Origin of the sequence: Algibacter ulvanivorans, assembly GCF_048381495.1 — a bacterium.
In the GTDB taxonomy this organism is placed as follows: Bacteria; Bacteroidota; Bacteroidia; order Flavobacteriales; family Flavobacteriaceae; genus Algibacter_B; species Algibacter_B ulvanivorans.
This window is the reverse complement of record NZ_JBLWGD010000005.1, coordinates 195981-216174: the sequence shown is the minus strand read 5'-3', so window position 1 is coordinate 216174 and position 20194 is coordinate 195981. Positions and strand designations below refer to the sequence as shown.

General features: G+C 30.5%; 30 protein-coding genes. 3 read left to right on the top strand and 27 right to left on the bottom strand.

Annotation, left to right across the window (positions count from 1 at the left end):
• Positions 1-37: 37 nt before the first annotated feature.
• The 27 genes from ACNG5D_RS13165 to ACNG5D_RS13035 form a co-directional block, all read right to left on the bottom strand.
• The gene (locus ACNG5D_RS13165) at positions 38-280 is read right to left on the bottom strand and encodes a hypothetical protein (RefSeq protein WP_418183989.1); all 243 of its coding nucleotides are present in this window, start codon (positions 278-280) and stop codon (positions 38-40) included.
• A gap of 138 nt (positions 281-418) precedes the next feature.
• Positions 419-1699: a DNA methyltransferase gene (locus ACNG5D_RS13160; protein ID WP_418183988.1), complete on the bottom strand. Its 1281-nt coding sequence runs from the start codon at positions 1697-1699 to the stop codon at positions 419-421.
• Entirely contained in the window at positions 1696-2445 is a 750-nt protein-coding gene (locus tag ACNG5D_RS13155) for a hypothetical protein (protein WP_418183987.1), read from the bottom strand. Before ACNG5D_RS13155 ends, ACNG5D_RS13160 begins: the two co-directional genes overlap by 4 nt.
• 98 nt (positions 2446-2543) lie before the next feature.
• Positions 2544-3113 (bottom strand): hypothetical protein, encoded by a 570-nt coding sequence (locus ACNG5D_RS13150; RefSeq protein ID WP_418183986.1) that lies wholly within the window; start codon positions 3111-3113, stop codon positions 2544-2546.
• Positions 3114-3115: 2 nt separating this feature from the next.
• Positions 3116-3544 (bottom strand): hypothetical protein, encoded by a 429-nt coding sequence (locus ACNG5D_RS13145; RefSeq protein ID WP_418183985.1) that lies wholly within the window; start codon positions 3542-3544, stop codon positions 3116-3118.
• Between the two features lie 18 nt (positions 3545-3562).
• The gene (locus tag ACNG5D_RS13140; protein WP_418183984.1) at positions 3563-4510 is read right to left on the bottom strand and encodes a hypothetical protein; all 948 of its coding nucleotides are present in this window, start codon (positions 4508-4510) and stop codon (positions 3563-3565) included.
• A gap of 17 nt (positions 4511-4527) precedes the next feature.
• The gene (locus ACNG5D_RS13135; RefSeq protein ID WP_418183983.1) at positions 4528-5841 is read right to left on the bottom strand and encodes a S49 family peptidase; all 1314 of its coding nucleotides are present in this window, start codon (positions 5839-5841) and stop codon (positions 4528-4530) included.
• A gap of 79 nt (positions 5842-5920) precedes the next feature.
• Positions 5921-6394, bottom strand: coding sequence for a hypothetical protein (locus ACNG5D_RS13130; RefSeq protein ID WP_418183982.1), 474 nt, complete (start codon positions 6392-6394; stop codon positions 5921-5923).
• 66 nt (positions 6395-6460) lie between these two features.
• Positions 6461-6973, bottom strand: a complete 513-nt coding sequence (locus ACNG5D_RS13125; RefSeq protein ID WP_418183981.1) for a hypothetical protein — start codon at positions 6971-6973, stop codon at positions 6461-6463.
• 39 nt (positions 6974-7012) lie between these two features.
• Positions 7013-7252: a hypothetical protein gene (locus ACNG5D_RS13120; protein WP_418183980.1), complete on the bottom strand. Its 240-nt coding sequence runs from the start codon at positions 7250-7252 to the stop codon at positions 7013-7015.
• A 519-nt stretch (positions 7253-7771) separates the two neighbouring features.
• Positions 7772-8620, bottom strand: coding sequence for a tyrosine-type recombinase/integrase (locus tag ACNG5D_RS13115; RefSeq protein WP_418183979.1), 849 nt, complete (start codon positions 8618-8620; stop codon positions 7772-7774).
• 68 nt (positions 8621-8688) lie between these two features.
• Entirely contained in the window at positions 8689-9000 is a 312-nt protein-coding gene (locus ACNG5D_RS13110) for a hypothetical protein (RefSeq protein WP_418183978.1), read from the bottom strand.
• A gap of 223 nt (positions 9001-9223) precedes the next feature.
• The gene (locus ACNG5D_RS13105; protein WP_418183977.1) at positions 9224-9397 is read right to left on the bottom strand and encodes a hypothetical protein; all 174 of its coding nucleotides are present in this window, start codon (positions 9395-9397) and stop codon (positions 9224-9226) included.
• Between the two features lie 304 nt (positions 9398-9701).
• Positions 9702-10400, bottom strand: a complete 699-nt coding sequence (locus ACNG5D_RS13100; RefSeq protein ID WP_418183976.1) for an NUMOD4 domain-containing protein — start codon at positions 10398-10400, stop codon at positions 9702-9704.
• 94 nt (positions 10401-10494) lie between these two features.
• Complete coding sequence (locus tag ACNG5D_RS13095; RefSeq protein ID WP_418183975.1) at positions 10495-10746, bottom strand: hypothetical protein; 252 nt, start codon at positions 10744-10746, stop codon at positions 10495-10497.
• Between the two features lie 134 nt (positions 10747-10880).
• Positions 10881-11522 (bottom strand): DNA cytosine methyltransferase, encoded by a 642-nt coding sequence (locus ACNG5D_RS13090; protein ID WP_418183974.1) that lies wholly within the window; start codon positions 11520-11522, stop codon positions 10881-10883.
• Between the two features lie 194 nt (positions 11523-11716).
• A complete protein-coding gene (locus tag ACNG5D_RS13085; protein WP_418183973.1) occupies positions 11717-11983 on the bottom strand; it encodes a hypothetical protein in 267 nt (88 codons plus the stop codon).
• Positions 11984-12085: 102 nt separating this feature from the next.
• Positions 12086-12451, bottom strand: coding sequence for a YopX family protein (locus ACNG5D_RS13080; protein ID WP_418183972.1), 366 nt, complete (start codon positions 12449-12451; stop codon positions 12086-12088).
• 152 nt (positions 12452-12603) lie between these two features.
• Positions 12604-13086 (bottom strand): hypothetical protein, encoded by a 483-nt coding sequence (locus tag ACNG5D_RS13075; RefSeq protein WP_418183971.1) that lies wholly within the window; start codon positions 13084-13086, stop codon positions 12604-12606.
• Positions 13087-13327: 241 nt separating this feature from the next.
• On the bottom strand, positions 13328-13651 hold the full coding sequence (locus ACNG5D_RS13070) for a hypothetical protein (RefSeq protein WP_418183970.1): 324 nt from the start codon (positions 13649-13651) through the stop codon (positions 13328-13330).
• Positions 13648-17112, bottom strand: coding sequence for a DNA primase (dnaG, locus tag ACNG5D_RS13065; protein WP_418183969.1), 3465 nt, complete (start codon positions 17110-17112; stop codon positions 13648-13650). The genes ACNG5D_RS13070 and dnaG overlap by 4 nt, the downstream gene beginning before the upstream one ends.
• Entirely contained in the window at positions 17109-17267 is a 159-nt protein-coding gene (locus tag ACNG5D_RS13060; protein ID WP_418183968.1) for a hypothetical protein, read from the bottom strand. The genes dnaG and ACNG5D_RS13060 overlap by 4 nt, the downstream gene beginning before the upstream one ends.
• A 111-nt stretch (positions 17268-17378) precedes the next feature.
• On the bottom strand, positions 17379-17648 hold the full coding sequence (locus ACNG5D_RS13055) for a hypothetical protein (RefSeq protein ID WP_418183967.1): 270 nt from the start codon (positions 17646-17648) through the stop codon (positions 17379-17381).
• Positions 17649-17661: 13 nt separating this feature from the next.
• Entirely contained in the window at positions 17662-17823 is a 162-nt protein-coding gene (locus ACNG5D_RS13050; RefSeq protein WP_418183966.1) for a hypothetical protein, read from the bottom strand.
• Entirely contained in the window at positions 17820-18209 is a 390-nt protein-coding gene (locus ACNG5D_RS13045) for a hypothetical protein (protein ID WP_418183965.1), read from the bottom strand. The genes ACNG5D_RS13050 and ACNG5D_RS13045 overlap by 4 nt, the downstream gene beginning before the upstream one ends.
• 2 nt (positions 18210-18211) lie before the next feature.
• A complete protein-coding gene (locus ACNG5D_RS13040; RefSeq protein ID WP_418183964.1) occupies positions 18212-18802 on the bottom strand; it encodes a response regulator transcription factor in 591 nt (196 codons plus the stop codon).
• A gap of 60 nt (positions 18803-18862) precedes the next feature.
• Complete coding sequence (locus ACNG5D_RS13035) at positions 18863-19123, bottom strand: hypothetical protein (RefSeq protein ID WP_418183963.1); 261 nt, start codon at positions 19121-19123, stop codon at positions 18863-18865.
• 94 nt (positions 19124-19217) lie between these two features.
• Here ACNG5D_RS13035 and ACNG5D_RS13030 point away from each other — a divergent pair, with 94 nt between their 5' ends.
• The 3 genes from ACNG5D_RS13030 (at position 19218) to ACNG5D_RS13020 (ending at position 20192) form a co-directional block, all read left to right on the top strand.
• Positions 19218-19616 (top strand): hypothetical protein, encoded by a 399-nt coding sequence (locus ACNG5D_RS13030; protein ID WP_418183962.1) that lies wholly within the window; start codon positions 19218-19220, stop codon positions 19614-19616.
• A gap of 127 nt (positions 19617-19743) precedes the next feature.
• Positions 19744-20016 (top strand): hypothetical protein, encoded by a 273-nt coding sequence (locus tag ACNG5D_RS13025; RefSeq protein ID WP_418183961.1) that lies wholly within the window; start codon positions 19744-19746, stop codon positions 20014-20016.
• A gap of 38 nt (positions 20017-20054) precedes the next feature.
• Entirely contained in the window at positions 20055-20192 is a 138-nt protein-coding gene (locus ACNG5D_RS13020; RefSeq protein WP_418183960.1) for a hypothetical protein, read from the top strand.
• The last annotated feature ends 2 nt before the right edge of the window (positions 20193-20194 follow it).

Here is a 20194-nt window from a genome sequence, read left to right as displayed (position 1 = left end):
TAAAGTAGGACAGTAAAATTATAGATTGTTATTTTAATTATAGGTTTTCTTTTAAACACCAAACAAAGTTGGCAACACCTTGTTTTTGTGGTTCATAACCTAATGAAGTAAGTATTTCGTGTAAATCATAATCATCAATGCATCCCGTTGGAAATATTTGAAATAATAAATTTAAAACATCTGATGTAGATAATTGAAGTTCCTTTTTCGCTTGTTTAAGATTACTAGGAGAATAATGTTTTTTTATAAAAGACTTTATTTCTAAGGTTTTATCTATCATAATTAGAAAGTATTATATACCCACGTAAGGTTGCGAAACATCTTACTCAAAAGCAAAATACAGGCAAAGCCTGTACTTACGTGGGATTGTACTTTCCTTGATTTTGAGTTTAATAAAATGTTTCGAAAAGTAAATATACTATATTTCTACATATTTTTTCCATTCAATTTCATTCAATGCTTGTCCATTCTTTTTAATTGAAAATTCCAAACCATTATCTAGCATATATTGTAACCATCGTCTGATGTCTACATCAACATAAATTGGATCTAGTTCCATTCCGTAACAATTACGCCAAGTTTGTTCACAAGCTATTAATGTGGAGCCACCACCTAGAAACAAATCTCCAACAATATCCTTTTGTTTAGAACTGTTTTTTATCAAATAAATAATAATTTCTACAGGTTTCATTGTTGGATGATCTGCATTACGTACTGGCCTATCAAACTCTAATACCGTAGTTTGTTTTCTATCAGAATACCAAGGATGGGCATTTCCTTCTTTCCAACCATATAAAATAGGCTCGTGTTTCCAATGATAATCTTGCCTTCCCATTACAAGGCTGTTCTTTACCCAAATAAGACATTGAGCTAATTTATATCCTGCATCTTTTAAGGCGTTTCTAAAATTAGCTCCTTCACTATCTGCATGAAAAACATAAATAGGAGAACCTGATTCAGCGTTTAAAAAAGTTTCTTGATAGAACAAATAAAGAAATGTATAAAACGAATCATTATCCATTTTATCATTTTTAATTTTTAATTTTTCTTTAGTACCACCTTCATAATTTACGTTATATGGTGGGTCAGTAACCACCAGATTAAATAGCTTAGATTCAAGAAGTTTTTTATAGTCTTTAGAATTTGTACTATCTCCACAAACTACCCGGTGTTTTAAGTCTTTTTGTTTACTTATCAACTCATATACGTCTCCTAAAATAGTAATAGGTTCTTTAGGTGGGGTTAAATCTATTTCTTTCTCTTCTTCTTGCTTTAAATCATCTGGTAAAATATCTGAAGGAAGATCTATATCATTAATATCCAATCCTAATTCTAGTAAATCAACATCAGCAAAACATTCTTCTAAAATATCTACATCCCAATATCCTACAGAAATATTAGAAACAACATTGTATTCTTTAAACTCCTGTTCTGTTAAAGGTCTATTAGGAAGCCTTACATCTATTAATTCATCTCCACGCCCTAAATCCATTAAAACTTTAACACGTTGATGACCTGCAATAATTACTTTGTCAGTATTTACAGCAGGAATTTCAGCAAGATTATATTTCTCAAGACTTTTTTTTAATTTCTCTAATCGCTCTGGTGTAATTTTACGAGGATTATAACCACATGGAACTAAATCTTTTACTTTTAGCTTTTCTGTATGCCATTCTAAAGGCGAAAGTATATCATTCATTTTTTATTAATCAAGTCATTTAATTGTTGCAACTCCATTTCATGATGCAGTAGTTTATTTTCGGATTTTTCGAGTGCCACTTTAACTTTTGTAGCTTCAGATTTGGACAAATTTTGTTCTAATTTACTTTTAAGTAAAGACACCTTATTTTTAAATTTCGTAACCGATGTTCGCTTATTACGTCTAGCATCTGCCAACTGTCCGCCAGTATAATCTTTATAACTTCTAGATGTAATGTTTAAAGCTACTTTATGTGTTACATAGTGTTTTAAGACTTTTTGCGTTGTTTCTATAGCATCAAATAAATCTTCTATTTGTATACAAAATTTTAACGCAAGACCTTCTTCTGATGCATGTAAACGTGTTAATTGAGAGTGAAGCGAAATTGCTGTTTGAAAATCGTTACGTTGTTTTATAGCTAATTGGTGTAAATCTGGGTGTAATTGATTAAGCTTGTAAAATGAATTTGTGTGCGATTTTGCTAATTTTGGGTCAAGTTCTAAAGAAGTAGATAAAGGTGGTATTTTAAGTTTTTGCTTATTTTCTTTAATAACAGGAGGTGTTATTTTGGTATTTGTTGGATTTCTTAATTTACCAAGCTCATATTTTAATTTTTCAATGTTTGCTGTGTTTTGCTTTCTTAAAAACAAACGTAATAAGTTAGCACTATGCTCTTTTAATGAAGCATAAATAGTAACTCCTTCATGATAATTACAGCCATTTTCAAACCATTTTTCAATTTCCATAATGTAAAAATGGCAATTGTCAAATGATTATAGTAGGACAAAAAAAACCACACGATAATCGTGTGGTTTTTTTGCTAACTTAAACTTAACCAATCAAATTAAATAGATTCAGGTTGCAATGTTATTGCGCCTTTATAAATAGGGGCGTCATATCTTTGTTTATCCATAAAAACCATACTTGAAGTGTTTTCTCCTTCAACTGTAGGTTCTATTTTAGAGCTTAATTCTCCCATTCTTGTTGGGTATTTAGCAGAGCCAATTTGTCTTACTTGACCGCTTCCAAATTCTGGAGCTAAAACAATTAAATCTCTACCTTTTATTAAACGTTTATACCCTAAAATTTCAGGAGTAGACCCTAATATTTGAACCGATAGCTTATTTTCTATTGCCGGACTTTTGGTAACATCGCCAATTTGATTACTTTCTAACCCAACAGTATCGGCAATACATTTTATTTTAGTAAAACCTTTTCCTGTTTTAAACGCATGATCTGCTGTAATAGTTACTAGCTCTTCTAAAGTTGCAGCAGCTTCATTCCCACAACGTTCTTTCGGTTCTGTTAATGTTTCAAAATCTTCTAATAATGCAACATAAAGTTCTGTGTGTGAAAAAGCACCAGAAACTTCTGTACAGCTAGAACCGCCAATTGTTTCTACATCTATAGCCATGGTTATATTTGTTTTAAGAAATTACAATTAGCCTCAATTAATTGAGCCATTAACACCTCATTGTTAACAGCTTCTTCAGAAGTGTATTTCTCGCCTTTAAATCTAAAATTAGAAACACTAAATTCGAAAGTAGCATCTGCAGTTTTAAATATAGCGCCTTTAACAGGTTCTGTTTTATTTAATTTTAATTGAAGCGTTTCAAGATCTTGTTTTGCTTGTTTTAGCTTCTCAGACTCTGATTCAAGAGCTTGGTTTGCTTGTTTTAGATTCTCAGACTCTGATTTAAGAGCTTGGTTTGCTTCTTTTAAATCTTTAACTAACTGCGGGTGTTCGGCTATTTTAATTAAAGATTCTATTTCTAGATTTGTAGCACCTTTAGCAACTTCAATATTAAGCTCTTGAGCTCGTGCTAATAATTCTGTTTTATTCATATTTATTTTTTTTAAAGGTTATACCCAGGTTGACACATATACCAACTCGTTATGTCCAAACCCTAGTCCTTCCCACCAATCGGCCATTAAATAAACCTCTCTTTGGCTTTCTTCAATTCTTGGTTTTTTCATTCCATTAACTCTACGTATATAAAGGAAATTGTCTACAGGAGTACACCATAAGTATTTTTCGCCAGCCATAGATGGTAAGCCTACCAACTCAACATTAGTAAAATCAACAACAGGTTTGTTAGGATCATAATTCACATCAACACCATGCGTGTTGCGTTTATCTCTATGGTACCAACGTAACACTTTTGGATCCATATATACGCGTTTTTTTACACCATCTAATAAAGAATCTATATTATCTACAAACTCTTCAATCATATCAAAAGCATTTGCAGAACTAATAGCTGCTGTTAATGCTACATTTTGCATGCTAGAGTCTGCAATTCCTGCGTCTAATAATTTTTTAACACCATCAATAGATCCAGTAGCTGTTCCAGCAACATCGGATGTTGGAGCAACCCAACTACCTTTAAAGTAGCCTTTAAGTTCTAAATCTTCTTTTAATTGAGGAATAACTTCGTTCTCAATCATATAGCGTACAATTGGCCATTTAGCACGCTCTTGCTCGTTTACGCCTTCTAAAAAACCTAACCACGACGCTTTTACATCGTCTGGGTATAATGACAAATCTATTTTAAGATTTCTTAAAACAATGTCATTTGGTTTAAATTCAATATCGCCTTTAGGCGTGAATTTCTTTTGAAATTGTTGTACAATTTCTCCTAAAACAACATTAGAAAAACGATATGTATCTCCATCATAAATTAATGGTTTTGCATAGCTTGTTGTAACAGATTTTTGGCGTAAAGCAGACAGTAAACGTTTTTCGTTTTGCCCTTCTGGAATATAGTGTGCGCCAAAATCAGTAACTATATCGGTTTTTGTAATTCCCATTTTTTAGGTTTTAAAAATTAATTATTCATCGCTGCAGAAATATCAATATCGCCCACCATATTAGTGTCTACATCTTCTTCTGTAATTGTATTTAAAGTTTGTGTGGTAGAAGCTCCATCTCGAGCGCCATACTCTGCCACCAATGCAGATAAAACTTCTATACCTTTTTCGTTGCTCATAGCACTTGCATTTTCTACTTCGGCTTCTTTTAAGGCCTTTTGTATAAGGCTAGTAAGTTGGGTATTGGTTGATTTTAAACTTGTAATAGTTTCGTTGTCAGCATCTGCCTTAGTTTTGGCATCTTGTATTACGGAGTCTTTTTCAGATAAACTATTTTCTATAGCTGTAGCCTGTTCATCGGTTAAAATTATACCATTTTCTGTTTCGCCTTCAGAAAAAGAATCGCCAATAACGGCTTCAATTAAAGGCACGTTAATTTTGCTCATTGTATTGTTTTTTGAATTATTTGTATTGGATTTATTTTTAGTTTTTGAAGTTTCAAAAACACTATTAACAACGTCTTCTAAAGTTCCTATAGCATCAATTAGTCCTTCTTTAAGCGCATTGTTTGGCGAAAAAATATCGCCTTTTAAAGCTTTTTCGGTTAGTTGCGGCCTATAAATTTTCATATCATTATGAAATTGTTCCGCACTTGGATTTAAAATTGCTTCAATTAACGGGCGTTCATTTCCTTTTTTAAGTTCTCTACTTTGAATGTTTTTTTCTGGAGACAAATCAGCATAAAATTCATTAATTGTGCCGCCTTTCTTTTTTATTACGCCTTCTAAATTTACACTATGGTACATGCTACCTATGCAGCCTATAAAATCAGCATGTTTATGTGCTGTAATTTTTTTTGCTGCGGCACTAAAATAATAGGCTGCACTTCCTATAATATCTTTTGTAAATACTTCAACTGGTTTTGGATAATTATTTATAAACTCTGCAAACTCTGCATTTCCAGAAGCTTGACCACCGCCAGAGTTTACATTTAAAACAACACCAGCTATTTCTGCTTCATTTCTCCATGACTCCATCATATTTATTATAGATTGCGTGCCTTTTGGCCCGCATTCTTGATCGTATTTAAAAATAGGGTGATGAATGTTTATAATAGCAACAGATGTGTGTTTTGGTAAGGTTTCTGAAGTATTAGAGGATGATTTTAAACCGCTTACAGATTGAAAATAATGTGTAGTTTGTGGTAACGTATTTTTTATTAAAATATCTTTACCATTTATTATTTGAAATAAATAAGGATATAGAATAGACTTACTATTATCAGTAAACATCCAATTATCACTTAAAAGACTGTAAAAATTTTTATTCATTTGAAACATGCTTTTATTAGCACATTACAAACATAATTTTATAGTAGTTTTTAAAATAGGACAGTTTTTTTTAAAGAACCTAATCGTTAATAAATACAGGCTTTTGCGGTATTTTTCCGCTTATAACAACTTTAATCGAAGACCCGTCTTCATAATTTTTGCCATTAATATTTTGGTAATAAAAATCTAAAGGGTATTGCTTTGATCCGTAAATAACTTGCTGTCCAAAATGTTTAACACCTATTAATACTACTTTCTGGTTTAAGTATTTATTTAAATAAGTGTCTATTTTTTTTGATTGATTTTTAAACTCGATATCGGCTTTAATATTATATAGTATGCCCGATGTGCTTTTTTGAGGTGGCGCTGTGATGTTAATCTTTTCGCCAACAGGTAGTATATTTAAATCATCATCAGTTAAAGAAATTTTAATACTAAAAGCATTGGTGTTGGTTAAAAAACTAGGGCAATATTCTAAATCATCAACACTTATTATATTTACACTAAACCATCCGCCAGTTTGTTCTTCTAAATTTGTATTTGTATTACTCATTTTTAATCAATTTAGGATAAAAAAAAGATTTCCAAAAACTGTCATACACGGAAAACCTTATTGTTATTAATGTTTTAAAATTTGATGTTTAGTGCAAGGTTTAGATTTGTTACTTTTTCTATCTCTATAAAAAGTTCTATAAATTGAATCTGGGCTTATTTCGTCTTCAGAAATATTATAAAATTTTAAAAATTGACTTATAGCTCTTAATGTGTTTTGATTGTTGGTTGAATTATGCGTGTCATTATAAAACTTAAGGTTACTTCCTACTGATACTTCTATATAACTATACAAATCGTTTAAAAAAACTTTATGAACCATTTCTGACAAATGCTTTAATTTTGTTGCAGAAATATCAAAACCCACTTCTTTAATTATAGATGCAGGAATGTTAATTGAATAATAGTCTTCTTTACTTATATTGGTATTGGCTTTTCTATAATTTTTATCTAAAATATCTATAAGATACCTACCTAACCAAGAACGTCTACTTACACAGTGTGTGTCTCCATATTTTTGAGTTAAGTATTTTTTTAAATAAGGCTTTAAGGGCAAATTTAGAATTATTGTTCCAGGCATAATGTGCAGTTTTTATAAAAAACAAAATACCACTTTTTTTTATATTTTTCTGGCTTTTATTACGTAATTTTTACCTGATAAGGTTAAAGAATATGATGTTTTAACGCCATCGCCTATAATTTCAAAATATGAAACTTTTTTGTTTTTTAATTCTTCTACAGCAATCTTTACTGATGTTTCTGTACCTTCATTTTTTACTTCTTTTAAAGAATTAAACGGTCGGCCTTTTGATTTTTTAGTAATTCTTTCAAAAATTTTAATTGCAGGTTTTGTTGACATTTTTTTACATTTTTTTATTTCAACAAATATAATTTTATTAAAAACCTCAAAATAGGACTAATTTCTAAGTGCCTTTAATTTCGTTGAATTATTGTTCAACTTTTCCAACAAACAACACAAACAACTAAAAAACAAACACTTAAGTTTATTTTAATTGTTGGAAAACGTTGAACAACAGTTGTAAATGTTGGAACAAAAAAAACATCGTTCAACGTTTTCCAACAAAAAACACTTATATTTTTTCAATAAAAAAAACGCTAATTAACTAATAATTAAACAGTTACAATAAATAATATATATAATGTTGGAAAAGTTGAACGGATGAACGTTTTATGGCGGCTTTATCTGTAAAAGTTTTTTAATTTTGGGGTTGCGGGGGGTGTTTGAAATAGAAAAAAAATAAATATGGTTTAAGAACTAATTAATTAGGTTTTTAAAGCTTTTATTTTCATCACAATATTTTATAATGCAAAAAACCGCTTTATAGCGGTTTTAAAAATCGGGGATGCGGGGTTAAGCTTAAGCTGCCTGAAGCTGTTTTGAAGCTGGAAGTGTTAATTGCATTTTTATATCTGCAGCGCGCATTGCCTTTTCTAAAGACGATGTGGTTAAATGCGTGTAGCGTTCTGTGGTTTCCATTTTTTTGTGTCGTAAAATATCTTTTAAAATTTTAATATCCATCCCATTTTCTAATAAATGCGTAGCTCTAGAGTGTCTTAAATCATGAACTCGAATATTCCTGGTAATATTAATTCTTAATAATGCTTGTTTTAAAACTTTACGAACACTCGAAGCACTATACTTCCCTCCTTTAGGGCCTTCGAACAAATACACTTTTGGTTTGTATTTAATATAGTATTCGCGCAACAATAATTTTGTAGCTTCAGGAATAGGCACATATGCTGTTTTGTTTCCTTTACCAGATATTATTTTTATTTGATTTTTGGTTTTACTAACATCGACAAGTTTTATATTTAGAGTTTCGCCAACTCGAAATGCACCACTATACATTAATTGCAAAAGAGCTTCGTGTTTTAAATTTTTCATATTTTGAAATAGATTAAATACTTCGATTTGACTTAAAATATTAGGAATAAAATCTGGAGCTTTTGGTTGGGGTATTTTCTTTATATAACTCAATTGTAAGACTCCGCCATAAAAATGGTTTAAAGCGCCATGCGTTTGTTGTATCGTTCTTGCTTTACCTCTTTGCAACATAAATTTAATTATTTGCTGCCGAGTTACTAATCTAGGTTTGGGATATAATTTTAAAAACTTAACCAAAATACTCTTATAAATAGTTATTGTTCTTTCTGATTTTCCTGAAATATTCAAATAATCGCAATAATCTTTAATGTAATTTTCCATTTGTATTTGTATTTAAATTAGTATATTTTTTAAAAGGTGTGTATATGAGGTTGTTGTAAACAATAAAATTACTTTAGGATTTTAACATCTACCAAGTTGTTGTATTTATCATTTAAATCGCTTAATTTATCAACTTCTACTATTCTACTAACTTTAGTCCTATAATCATCAATCATTGCGTGTCCGCTATCTATAAAAGTCCAATAAGTTATTAAGCACGTAATTTTACAGTTCCCTTTCGGTTTACAACAACGGCTATAATTAATAGCATCTCTTATTTCACATAAAACCTCTGTGTTAAAATGACCGTCTTTAGTCTTATTTAATTCATTGTTTACTAACCAAAGTATTATCTCTTTTTGTTCTTTGTTTAAATCCATAGTTTCAATATTTAATTTATTTATTATTCCACGCTACTAATCATAGCCAAATCCGTTGTAAACAAGTGCTAACTATTGTATTCTTTATCAAGTTTGTTAATCATATATCCTATTAATCCACTTATGTTCTCTTTCCCAAGTATCAAAACAGATAAGTTCCGTGCTTTTGTTTGTTGCTCTTCTGTTAAGGTTATGGTTACTTTTTTAGTTTTACTCATATCTACTATTGTAAGGCTAATTTGTATGCGTCTAAACAATCACTAAACGAAACTTTCTTATCGTATTTTTTCCAAAGCCAATGAACTGCAAAATCACTTGGTATGCTTAACACACCGTTTACATCATCCCACATTTCGTTTAGTTCCCAAGCCATTTTAATAATTAAATCAGTTTTCATAATTATCTGTTTTTAAGTTTATATAAGCAAAGATAGTAAATACTTTGTAAATACCAAATAATTAAGTGTTAAAATTACCGCACCAATTTACAACAACGTATATAATTCAGTTGCTTAAATCCGTCCACTTCTGAAAGTTTCAGAGTTATAACCAAAGTATTTAATATCTATTCTCGATAGTGCTTTCACACGCAACCGAAATCATATATTTTAACGTTATAAAGTATTGCTTAGGTCAGTTCATTTTTACTATGGTTCGGTTTCTATCCAGAGAAAAACAAAAAAGCCTTTGCGCTCTTTTTAGCTACTTACGGGAATTTCTTTTTCTTCTAGCTTCATAAATCTGTTCATTTCTAGCTATTCTTTTCTTTTCAAATTCATCGAAATCTAATTCTTTTAATTTTTCTTGTCGCTTCTTCCATTTTTGATACTTACATTTATTACAAGTATTAGTGCCATAAGCATCAAACTTTGATTGAGGAAGGGTTTTCATACAATCCTTACAAGTTCTATTAACTGTTTTTCCGTTTTCATCAAAAATTGAATTTTCCCTAGTAAATTTTCTATGTACTTTTCTTCCTTCTTCTAATTGGTGTCCAGATATTCCTTTTTTAAAATTAACTTCATGAGAAGCCGAACATGTAACGTATTTTAAATTTTCAATTCGGTTATCAGTTTTATTTTTGTTTTTGTGCATAACAACCCAGTCACGGCCTTTAATATTTGTATTAGTGTTAAATGAAAAGTAAAACAGTCTTGGTAAGTAGATATCTATTTGACTACCATTCATGCTAAATCTATATTTAAGATTACCTGTTTTGTCAAGAAATTGTTTTACTATTATTTCTTTTTTCCATCTTTGACCACCCTTAGTATTTACATATCTACCAACCGATTTAATTCTTCCAAAATTTGAAACCTCATAATAGCCATCTAAGGAAAATGCGTCAATCCATATTTCGCCTTCAATATCATTTAAGTCGGTATTTAGATATAAATTCATATTTTGTCTTTTTGTTGGCACTTCTATTTTTTTGTTTTTTTAGTATATCAATTAACTTTTATGTTTTGAACGCAACACTTCATAAACGTAACCGTTACCCACAATTTAATGCTTTGTATCTTTTCCACAGTTCGCTTCTATGATAATCTTCCGTACACATTGGTAACTCTTCGCTAAAATCTAACACCGCATCAAACAGTTCACGCTGTTGGGTAACACGTTGTATAATTAATAGCTCATTTAAGAGTTTATATATAATTTCCGTAGATTCATTTATACCATCTTTTGTCATCTGTCTTGACGCAATGGCTACTGCTATTTTATGTTTTATTTCAACTTCTGTCATTGTTTATATTTTTAAAGTTATTATTCCACTACTAATCATACAACTATCCGTTACCTGCAATAAACCTTTTAAAAATCGGCGACTTACTCATACGGCTGTACGGGTACAAAACGCTTCATACACTCGTGTATAAATCATATTGCACTAAATAAACCAACTCTTTCAGATTCATTGATAATATGCAAACCCACTTCTGGATGCACACAATTTCTTAACACCTGTCCAGGGCAATGATTCCCTTTATAGTAAATATTACCTTCATACTGTATTCCTAACCAGTCTTTCATTTTTTGAGTTTCTGCAACTGTTCCATTTGTAATAAATCCTTTAATGTTTGGCACTTCAATTGGTAGTATTTCAAAATTTGCCCAAAAATAATGCCGACCCATTATTGTAGTTGGTTTAATTAAAGGCTCGTAATATGGTTTCACATTTTCAACTATCCATTTTCCTTTATAAAAGTGAGTTAAGAATATGATTATTTGGTATAAAGAAGCATCAAAGTAATCAGCTACATCGTGCCTTGTTGCTTTCATCATCCTGGTATGTTTTTGGCAAGGTGGAGAATCCCAAATAAAGTCATATTCGTTTCTATGTTTTTTTAGATAGTCCATTGCATCATCAATAATAACTTCATCATTCGGGTTATTATCTTGATAAACCTTTGCAATTTTAGGTTCTAATTCTACTGCTGTTATGTGATATTTGTTTCTATCCCAATATTTAGCATTTCCGCCTAATCCAGCGTGTAAATTCAATACTTTTTTCTTACTCATAATCTATAATTTTGGGTTTTGCAAACCCACGCCAATTTTTAAAAGGTTTACAGTTCGCTTCGCCAGGTAACACGTAATATAGTCCAGCTTCCTATCGTCAGCCGATACCATATTACTATTCGTTATGCACAATATTTTCAAAAAACCGCCCCACTGTTATGCACCAAAAAACTAACCATATACGCAGTATATAATTAATGTTTTGGCAATTCATTCGCTTCGGGATGTTTTTCGTAAAACTTTTTAATTACGTTGTTAAAGGATTCAAAAGTTTTCATTTCTTCATTGTAAGTAGCGCCAAACTGTATAGCTTTAATTATCAGCTCGTTTTTTATTGGATGATTAGTTTTTAAAAACTCTTGTAATCCCCATTTTAAATTTTTTTCAGATTCTTCCCCTCTTGGGTTATTTCCGTTTAACATCACGTTTTTTACAAACTTAATCATCGATTTCTCATTCATCTCTTTTAGTTTTTTAAATTCCAAATTGTTAGCCAAATAAAAAGTAAAACAGCAATTATTATTGCGCTTATAAATCCTATTGTAAATCCTATCCAAAACATATTATTTATTTTTATCGTAAATGTTTCCTATTATTTTTAAACGTTTTCCAGCAGCTACAGTTAATAAAAGCCAATCATTGTTTTTATCATAAACCACAAAAGAGCAACTACGCCATATTACTGTTCCTTTAATTATACTATTTTCAACAATATCGCCTTCATAAATTACATCACCGCCTTCAGCTATAAAACCAGTCATTTGTGTTACCGTTTCTTTATCAACTTCAAATATATTACTGTGTTTAGCTATATAGGCTTTGTCGCCTTCTTCGTAATAACCGCCTTCGATTATCATTCCTTTTTTATGAGTTTTAAAAGATTCACCGTCTTTTAATAATTTTCCTCTAAATTTTAAAGTTCTATTCATTTTATTATGTTTTTTATGCCTGCTATCGCAGTCAGGCGGTTTTTTAAAAATACAGATGCATAACACTGTGTAAAATTCATTTGCCGAAGCAAGTTTGTAAATAGGCAAACAAATCTTACACATATTCGTTACCAAAAATAAAAAAGGGCGACTTACTCGGTCGGCTCACTCTTGTATTTAAAGTAATCAATCGCTATATCTAAATTTTGTATTCCAGTATGAGATACTTTTACATAACCATATCTCTTATTTACCCAACTTTCATAATCAATTCCTGCACCATATTCAAAAACAGGATTTAATATAAAAAAGTAGGGGTTATTCGTTTCATCAAGCCATTCAAACACTTCTTTTTTGTTTTTATTAAAAGAAGAAACAGCTATTTCTAATTCTCGTTCTTTACTTGAAAAATGCTTTTTATTTAAAATTGCACGTGTACCTATTTTATCACTAAAATCAAGGTTTTTTATTGTTTCAATTAGTGCTTTGTTTTTTATGTAATTAAAAAGCTTAAACCTCACGAAACTTCCTAAATAATCATAAAGTTCAACATTGTTTTTTAAACACTCTTTTTTTGTGTTTTCTTCTATATCAAACCAAGTAGGTTCTATTTTATTAAATTCTATTGCTTTCATACTGTTATAAACATTTGGCTACGCCACGCCCTTTTTGTATGCACCATTAGAACAACCAAGCTCCAAGTGCAAAGCCTATTGCAAAAACTATTGCAAATGGTATTAGTAGTTTATTAAAAAATTGCTTTCCTATTTCTCTTCCTATTTCATTTCCAAATGACATAATATCTATTTTTATTACTAAAATTAACGGTGCATAACTTTTTTTTAAGAGTCCACTTCATCAGGTAACACGTTATATTCATTTTGAATCGAAAGCTTTAAAATATTCTGCTGGAGTAATTTTATTTATACCTTTTATTTCACAGTTTTTTTTGTAATCCAATTGCTGGAGGTTGTTAGCAACATCAAAAGAAAAATCAATAACTGGTACATAAATTAATCCGCTGTTATAATAATTTTCTAGAATTTTGCTATTGTGATATTTGTCTAGGCAATATGGTCCTGAAATTGTTCGTTTTACTGGATCTTGCAAATAATACACGATACCAAATTTTAAACAACCTGCTGCGTATAACAAATCTTTTGTTGTGGCTTTTCTTATTTCGGTTTTTATAACTATCATGCGAATGGAATTTCTTCTGATTCATTTGATTCTGAAGCGATTTTCATAACTTCATTGATATCTTTTTGTTCTTCTATACTGGTATCTTCTTCTAGGGTTACTAAGCCTTTTTCTAACATCATTGTATAGTTAAATGCATAACAGCTTTGTGTGCCTGCTGTTCCAAATCTTTTTCCTTTTATAAGTCCTATAAAATAGGGGCGGGATTTAAAGTAATTTCTTAATGTTGTTTGATTTAAAACGTCTACCCCTTCTCGTGTGGTGGCTTCTTTATTATAAAACTGATATACTGATTTTAAACGCAGGTAGAGTATTTGGTCTCGTGATTGATTTTCGTGTATGGACTCGCTTCTTTTTTCTCCTATTATTTTAAAAGAAACATCTCTTGTTATTACAAATTCTTGATGATCTTTAATTCTTTTTTGTTCAAAAAGCCAAGTAATAATATTCCAAAACTCATTTAATCCACTACTATCGGATATTTGCTCGGAGTTTGTGAGTATTAAATCTTTACAGAGACTTAATACTTTTTCGTCGTCAAAAGGGAAATTTATTTTTGTTTTTAAAATTTCGAAAGTTGTTAGTAACATTGATGTGTTTTTAAACACACGTTCATCAAACTGTTCGTTTTTCAATTCCTCTTTTAGTGTTCTTTCTGATTCTGAATATGTACGCGGCAACGATTTTTCAAAATATTGACGATGTTCTATAATTTTACATATTAAGCTGTTAATGCCCTCGTTAGTAATATTTTGTAAATCTGTAAAGTTTTCTTTTTGTTTGCTGGTACGGTTTTCTTTTTTAAAATACAGTCCTATAGTTCTATTTCCTAGAGCGCCATCTTTAAAGGTAGGCATAAACTGTCCGCAATAATAAATGGCCGACAGTATTTTTTCTATAGTTGTTCTGGTTGAGCCAATATCTTTACTTTTTACACGCCCATTACCATTCCATCCGCCCATAATTAAGTTGGCGACATCTTCTTTTATGTTTTTGTCTTGAAATTCATCACAAAAAACAACGGTATTAGTCGTCCTGGTTAATGTTTTTGATAGTCCTGAAGGAGTTACTTGAGTTAAGTCTACGCCTGCCATTCTGTAGTAAAAGAAATTTTGTAATATTAAACCAAATGCCGATTTTCCAGAACCAGTTTCGCCAAAACCTCCTAATAAAGGAAAAGATGTGTAATGTTGTAAAAATAGATCGCGAAATAGGGCTCCACAATTAAAAAGTATGCCTATTATTGCTTTATCTTCAAATACGGTTATCATTTTATCCATCCATTCGGATAGAGATATTGCTGATTGTTTATACACAAAATACCTATCGTTTTCATATAAATCGTCGCCTTCTTGTGCGTCTTTATACATCACAGAGAATGATGGCGAGTAGTAATTATCTATTTTTTGATTGTATTCATTTTCCGAAGTGTCTATTCCTTCTAAATGCATAATACCGTATTTATTTACGGGTCTAAATTTGCCTTTCCATTCTACTCCATTCGCAAAGGCAAAAAATTGTTTTTTATTCCAGCCCATTGTTAAGAGTTCAAGAGCTGGCTCGAAAGCACGGTTGTACCTCCTAACAAATCTGTCGAAATGTTCGGTTTTTATTCCGTTATCTGTATAAAACAAGAAGCCGTTTTGACGGAATAGAAAGCGCCGAAACTCGCCAAAACTTGCTAACATTTCTGAGTCGAATTCTATAATTTTTTTTTGATTGGCTGTATTAGTTATTTCTCCTAATCTTTTATTTTCTTTTTCGCCCATAATTTGAAAAAGTGGCTCAAACTTAAAATCTGTACCTTCAATAAAATGGCCGTTTAATGGAAAAAAGAATTGATTTTTTATTGTTAAAAATCCATGCTCTAAATATTCTTCCATGCTTCCGCCTTCTGGTAGTTTTAAGTTTTTAGTTGAATATAAAGTACCATCGGCTTCTTTTTGTTTTTGCTCTTCTTCAGCAGCTTTAATTTCAAATTTTCCTATTTCGGCTTTTAAGGCTGTAGTGGGTATTTTTAAAATTTTTGCTATTTGCTTTACATATTCAGCACGTTTTACTTCGTGTTTAATTTTAAAAAGGGTTTCGGCTATTTCGGTTACTGCTTTTGTTTTTTTGTAGGGATCTATTTTTTGAATTTCGGCTTTTTCTTTTGCTAACTCTTTTTTTATTTTTGAAACATTATTTGCAATTTCTTTATTTGTTGCTTTTGCTGCTTTTAATTCGTCGGCAGTTAATCTATTTAAATCTATTTTAGCAGATAGAGCATCCTGTATTTGAATATCGTAAAACTCTATCATGCTATCAACATCTTGCTGATATCTATTTCTAACCAAGTCGAAATTACTGGCTTTAAATAATACAGCATCGTTTTTGTTGTCTTGAATCCAGGTATACATATCTAATTGCGATCTAGAGAATGTGTCTGGATCTTCGCCATCGGGCAATAAACAAATTGAAACATTTAGTCCATGAGCCAAACAAATATCAATATCTCCATCTTTTTTAAGCATGGTTTTTAAGCCGGCTTTATCTCCATCTCGAAGCAAAACAACTTCATCTGCATATTTTTTAAGCAACTGTGCATGTTTGTCGGTTAAAGCGGTGCCACAACTAGCCACGGTGTTTTCGCAACCGTTTTGATGCATTGCTATAACATCGGTATAACCTTCTGTTAATACTACAGACCCTAGTTTATTTATAATGTGTTTGGCTTGAAATAAGCCGTATAGCACGTTCGATTTGTCGTAAATTAAACTTGATGGAGAGTTTATGTATTTAAAGGATTTGTCTAGTTTGGGGTCGTTATTTTGTCTACCACCAAATCCAACTACTGTTCCTTTTTCATTATGAATAGGAAACATAATGCGGCTACGAAAAACATCATAACTATTGTTGTTTTTTGTTTTTGATAGCCCTAACTCTTTAGCTACTGCAAGTGTGCCATTTGCTATTGCCCATTTAGTGAGTTTATTTTCATTACCATTAAATCCTATTTGAAAATTTAAAATGCTTTCTTGGTTAAATTCGCGTTCGGTTATTATTTGTTTTGCCCAATGGCTGTTTGGCAACTGTTTATAAGTATTATAAAAACTACGTGAAGATGTTTCTGTAAATTTATACATTTCGGCTTTTTGATCGAGCCTTCGTTGTATTTCTGGAGTAACTTCTTCTTTTTCAAGGTATATGTTATGTATTTTTGCTATAATTTCTATGGCTTCAATAAAATCTACTGCTTTATGCTGCATTACAAACTTTATTCCATCGCCTCCTAATCCTGTTGAGAAACATTTAAAGATTTGTTTTACTGGCGACACGGTAAACGATGGTGTTTTTTCTTCTGAAAAAGGCGAACAACATTTATAGTTCCCTGCTACCTTTTTTAAACTTGTAAATTCGCCAATGGTTTTAACAATATCTGCTTCTCTTACTCTGTCAACCGACGTGTTTGTATATCTCATTGGTTAGCTGTGGTATTATTTAAAACTTCCTCTTTATAAAACTTGGCTCCTGCTAAAAAACCTCTTGATAATGATTGTTTGTATTTTTTGCCTTCAACATAATGCATCATGCCTGTTGTTATTTTTTCTTGATCGGTTTGTTGTGTTTTTTTCATTATCTTTTTGATTAAATTACCAGCGTTTATCTTGGTGTATATATTGGTATTAATACACCAATGATAAACTTCTGGGTTAAGAATAACTTGCTACTAATCATTCTATTTGGGTTAAAATAGCGCCTTAAATATTTTCTTAGCTTCTGGAAGGTGTCCAATATCCTTTCCGTATCCCATAGTTTCGGCTATTAATTCTGGTGTAATATCATCTACTAGCTTTGTAGATTTAAAGAAGCCCATAAAACCAGATTCTGCAGCTGGTTCATTTTCCCATGCTACGTAAAGGCGTAATTGATTGTTTTCGGGTAACACGACTATAGCTGCTATACTTTTTCCTTGGTGTGTAAAAAATTGCTTTGATTTTATTTTTTGTGAATTCATAATTTAAATTTTATTAGTTTTTATCTTCTGGAACTGGACCATGTTTTTTAAATTCTTCTTCTAAAATGTTATTCCATTCTTCTGTGGTGTATGGTTTTTTTCTACATAAAATGTGTAATATTGTTGCCATACCAAACACAAGAGTTATAATGGAAATTATGTGTATATCGCTCATGGTTTTGTTGTAAAAATGTTATTAGGTTCTAATAGTTTAGCGAGTTGCTTTTGGAATGATTCGCGAAGAGTATGTCTGTCTTCATGGGATATATCGTTATTATAATCCATTGTGGCAGCTATTTGTTCTTTACACCTATCTATTTCTTTTTGACGTTTTAAAGCATCTTCTTTAGTAAACTGATGCTCATGAACAAAGGAGTAGCTTCTTAACATTTGGTTGTTGTTACAAGAGCAACATGTTAGCGTGTCTGGAAATTGTTTTAATATAATATCGTTTGATTTTTCTAAACTTGAAATAGATTTAATTTTAACGATAAAAACTTGCTTAAAAACTAAGTTTAAACACTTAGCACAATAAGCCTTTAATGTTATGTGTTTCTGCATGATTAAGCTACTATTTTATATTGGAATGATAATTTTAATACATCGTACTTACTGGTAACCCCCAAATCTTTAAATAATTTTTGTTTATGATTGTCTAGCGTTTTATGAGCTATACCTAACACACACGCTATTTGTTTATCTGCTAATCCTTTAGCCATTAAATCAATAATTACTATTTGTCGCGGGGTAAGTATGTGTTTGCCTATGTTTATGGTTTTTGTACTCCATAATAGGCTTGGGCAATTTGTTTTATGCCTAAAATTTTCAGAAGGCTGCAATACATTATTACTTATATCTGGCGTGGCATCTAGCTCGCCATACATATAATATGTAAATAGTTCTATTTGCCTTGGTAAATGGTCTGTTACTCTGCTTAAAAAACGTTGTGCTTTGTGGTCTTTTAAATAAGCACGCTTTAATAAGTTAAAATATTTAAGCGGTAAATCTGAAAAGTAGTGAGAACAGCCGTTTTGCATCCAAATAACTTGTTTTGTTGTGCGTACACCAATAAACTCTACATTATTATCGCTAGGTAATACGCCTGCAATTGGGAGTTTAGGATTAGAATTGTTAATTTTGCTCTTGTTAATCATAGGTTTTAAGATTTTGTGATTAATTTTTATTAAAACTCGTAGTTACCGCTACGAGTTTTTTTATGCCGATTTTAAAATTTTTTCTCGTTTTGCTTTTTTCAATAATTTTGTAGCTATTACAGTTTCCGCCGCACTATATATAGCTTCTTCTATTTTTTCGTGTTCTCTACCACCGTTAAAAACTACTCTTACTTGATTAGCTGTGTGGGGTTTATTGTTTTTATTAACAACTCCCCTTTTTTTTAATTCAGCTAAAACAAGTGAAGTGTAATGATTTCCTAACACCTCTTTTAATCGAGAATTTTCTTCTTTAGATATCATATAAAATCCCTATTGGTTTATATTGTTTTTGTTATTATCTTGGTAATGATTTGATAATACAAACATAAGACAAAAAAATCTAATTAAGACAAAAATGTCTAAAAAAATATCTAAAATAAAAACAAACATTCGTCAATACGCTGATTTTAAAGGATTTTCAAGACGTGAATTTAATATTTTAATTGAAGCTTCTGAGAGCTTTTTAAAAAGCGATGGAGGTTTTAATGTTGACTTCTTACCTATTATTAGACAAAAATGTCCTGACCTAAATATCAATTGGCTTCTATTTAACGAAGGCGAAATGATTATAAAAAATTTATACCAAGAGAATAATATTATAAATACGGTTGAAGAACCCAATACTTATAGTTACAAAGACAAGTACATTCAAATACTTGAGGAAAATAGAATTCTACAAACTAAGGTTATTAATTTATTAGAAATAAATAGTAGTTTAAAAAAATCTGATACACAGATTCTTGATAAATCTTAATTAAATAAATATGAATATTAACAAGTTAAAATTGAACATTACACTAATGTGTCTAATAATTTCTGGTATTTGTTTTTCTCAAAATTATACTTTTAAAAAAGTGGTTTATGAAAATCAAACTGTTAAAATGAACGGGAGAATTCAAATTCTAGACTCTATAATTATAATTAAAACAAACAATACTCCATCAAGACTAAAAGTAAAGAAGACTCTTAATACTATTCAAACTAAACAATACAAAGTAATCGATATAAATAAAAATTTTTCAATAAGAATAACTTTAAACACTCCAAATAAACCAACCAAATTAAACCCTATATCATTGTTATATGAAACAAAAGACGAATTTTCTGAAAAATATTCGTCTATAGTATATTTTTTAAAAGACGAAAAAATGTAAGAAGATGATTTTTAAAATTTATAATGATTATTGAAGCCATGAAAAAAAATAAATTAATTTTTAAACTTTCTGAAACCCAAAACGGCTGTTTATCTGAAGATATTGAAAAAATAATTAAAAAAGAGCGTTTTGAAAAAACTGAAAGAAGCAAAACTACAGGTATTAAAAGAGATTAACA

What these genes read in the sequence shown, in the direction of transcription:
- ACNG5D_RS13165 (WP_418183989.1), bottom strand. Translation starts at nt 280, where the DNA reads ATGATAGATAAAACCTTAGAAATAAAGTCTTTTATAAAAAAACATTAT.
- ACNG5D_RS13160 (WP_418183988.1), bottom strand. Translation starts at nt 1,699, where the DNA reads ATGAATGATATACTTTCGCCTTTAGAATGGCATACAGAAAAGCTAAAA.
- ACNG5D_RS13155 (WP_418183987.1), bottom strand. Translation starts at nt 2,445, where the DNA reads ATGGAAATTGAAAAATGGTTTGAAAATGGCTGTAATTATCATGAAGGA.
- ACNG5D_RS13150 (WP_418183986.1), bottom strand. Translation starts at nt 3,113, where the DNA reads ATGGCTATAGATGTAGAAACAATTGGCGGTTCTAGCTGTACAGAAGTT.
- ACNG5D_RS13145 (WP_418183985.1), bottom strand. Translation starts at nt 3,544, where the DNA reads ATGAATAAAACAGAATTATTAGCACGAGCTCAAGAGCTTAATATTGAA.
- ACNG5D_RS13140 (WP_418183984.1), bottom strand. Translation starts at nt 4,510, where the DNA reads ATGGGAATTACAAAAACCGATATAGTTACTGATTTTGGCGCACACTAT.
- ACNG5D_RS13135 (WP_418183983.1), bottom strand. Translation starts at nt 5,841, where the DNA reads ATGAATAAAAATTTTTACAGTCTTTTAAGTGATAATTGGATGTTTACT.
- ACNG5D_RS13130 (WP_418183982.1), bottom strand. Translation starts at nt 6,394, where the DNA reads ATGAGTAATACAAATACAAATTTAGAAGAACAAACTGGCGGATGGTTT.
- ACNG5D_RS13125 (WP_418183981.1), bottom strand. Translation starts at nt 6,973, where the DNA reads ATGCCTGGAACAATAATTCTAAATTTGCCCTTAAAGCCTTATTTAAAA.
- ACNG5D_RS13120 (WP_418183980.1), bottom strand. Translation starts at nt 7,252, where the DNA reads ATGTCAACAAAACCTGCAATTAAAATTTTTGAAAGAATTACTAAAAAA.
- ACNG5D_RS13115 (WP_418183979.1), bottom strand. Translation starts at nt 8,620, where the DNA reads ATGGAAAATTACATTAAAGATTATTGCGATTATTTGAATATTTCAGGA.
- ACNG5D_RS13110 (WP_418183978.1), bottom strand. Translation starts at nt 9,000, where the DNA reads ATGGATTTAAACAAAGAACAAAAAGAGATAATACTTTGGTTAGTAAAC.
- ACNG5D_RS13105 (WP_418183977.1), bottom strand. Translation starts at nt 9,397, where the DNA reads ATGAAAACTGATTTAATTATTAAAATGGCTTGGGAACTAAACGAAATG.
- ACNG5D_RS13100 (WP_418183976.1), bottom strand. Translation starts at nt 10,400, where the DNA reads ATGAATTTATATCTAAATACCGACTTAAATGATATTGAAGGCGAAATA.
- ACNG5D_RS13095 (WP_418183975.1), bottom strand. Translation starts at nt 10,746, where the DNA reads ATGACAGAAGTTGAAATAAAACATAAAATAGCAGTAGCCATTGCGTCA.
- ACNG5D_RS13090 (WP_418183974.1), bottom strand. Translation starts at nt 11,522, where the DNA reads ATGAGTAAGAAAAAAGTATTGAATTTACACGCTGGATTAGGCGGAAAT.
- ACNG5D_RS13085 (WP_418183973.1), bottom strand. Translation starts at nt 11,983, where the DNA reads ATGAATGAGAAATCGATGATTAAGTTTGTAAAAAACGTGATGTTAAAC.
- ACNG5D_RS13080 (WP_418183972.1), bottom strand. Translation starts at nt 12,451, where the DNA reads ATGAATAGAACTTTAAAATTTAGAGGAAAATTATTAAAAGACGGTGAA.
- ACNG5D_RS13075 (WP_418183971.1), bottom strand. Translation starts at nt 13,086, where the DNA reads ATGAAAGCAATAGAATTTAATAAAATAGAACCTACTTGGTTTGATATA.
- ACNG5D_RS13070 (WP_418183970.1), bottom strand. Translation starts at nt 13,651, where the DNA reads ATGATAGTTATAAAAACCGAAATAAGAAAAGCCACAACAAAAGATTTG.
- dnaG (WP_418183969.1), bottom strand. Translation starts at nt 17,112, where the DNA reads ATGAGATATACAAACACGTCGGTTGACAGAGTAAGAGAAGCAGATATT.
- ACNG5D_RS13060 (WP_418183968.1), bottom strand. Translation starts at nt 17,267, where the DNA reads ATGAAAAAAACACAACAAACCGATCAAGAAAAAATAACAACAGGCATG.
- ACNG5D_RS13055 (WP_418183967.1), bottom strand. Translation starts at nt 17,648, where the DNA reads ATGAATTCACAAAAAATAAAATCAAAGCAATTTTTTACACACCAAGGA.
- ACNG5D_RS13050 (WP_418183966.1), bottom strand. Translation starts at nt 17,823, where the DNA reads ATGAGCGATATACACATAATTTCCATTATAACTCTTGTGTTTGGTATG.
- ACNG5D_RS13045 (WP_418183965.1), bottom strand. Translation starts at nt 18,209, where the DNA reads ATGCAGAAACACATAACATTAAAGGCTTATTGTGCTAAGTGTTTAAAC.
- ACNG5D_RS13040 (WP_418183964.1), bottom strand. Translation starts at nt 18,802, where the DNA reads ATGATTAACAAGAGCAAAATTAACAATTCTAATCCTAAACTCCCAATT.
- ACNG5D_RS13035 (WP_418183963.1), bottom strand. Translation starts at nt 19,123, where the DNA reads ATGATATCTAAAGAAGAAAATTCTCGATTAAAAGAGGTGTTAGGAAAT.
- ACNG5D_RS13030 (WP_418183962.1), top strand. Translation starts at nt 19,218, where the DNA reads ATGTCTAAAAAAATATCTAAAATAAAAACAAACATTCGTCAATACGCT.
- ACNG5D_RS13025 (WP_418183961.1), top strand. Translation starts at nt 19,744, where the DNA reads ATGAACGGGAGAATTCAAATTCTAGACTCTATAATTATAATTAAAACA.
- ACNG5D_RS13020 (WP_418183960.1), top strand. Translation starts at nt 20,055, where the DNA reads ATGAAAAAAAATAAATTAATTTTTAAACTTTCTGAAACCCAAAACGGC.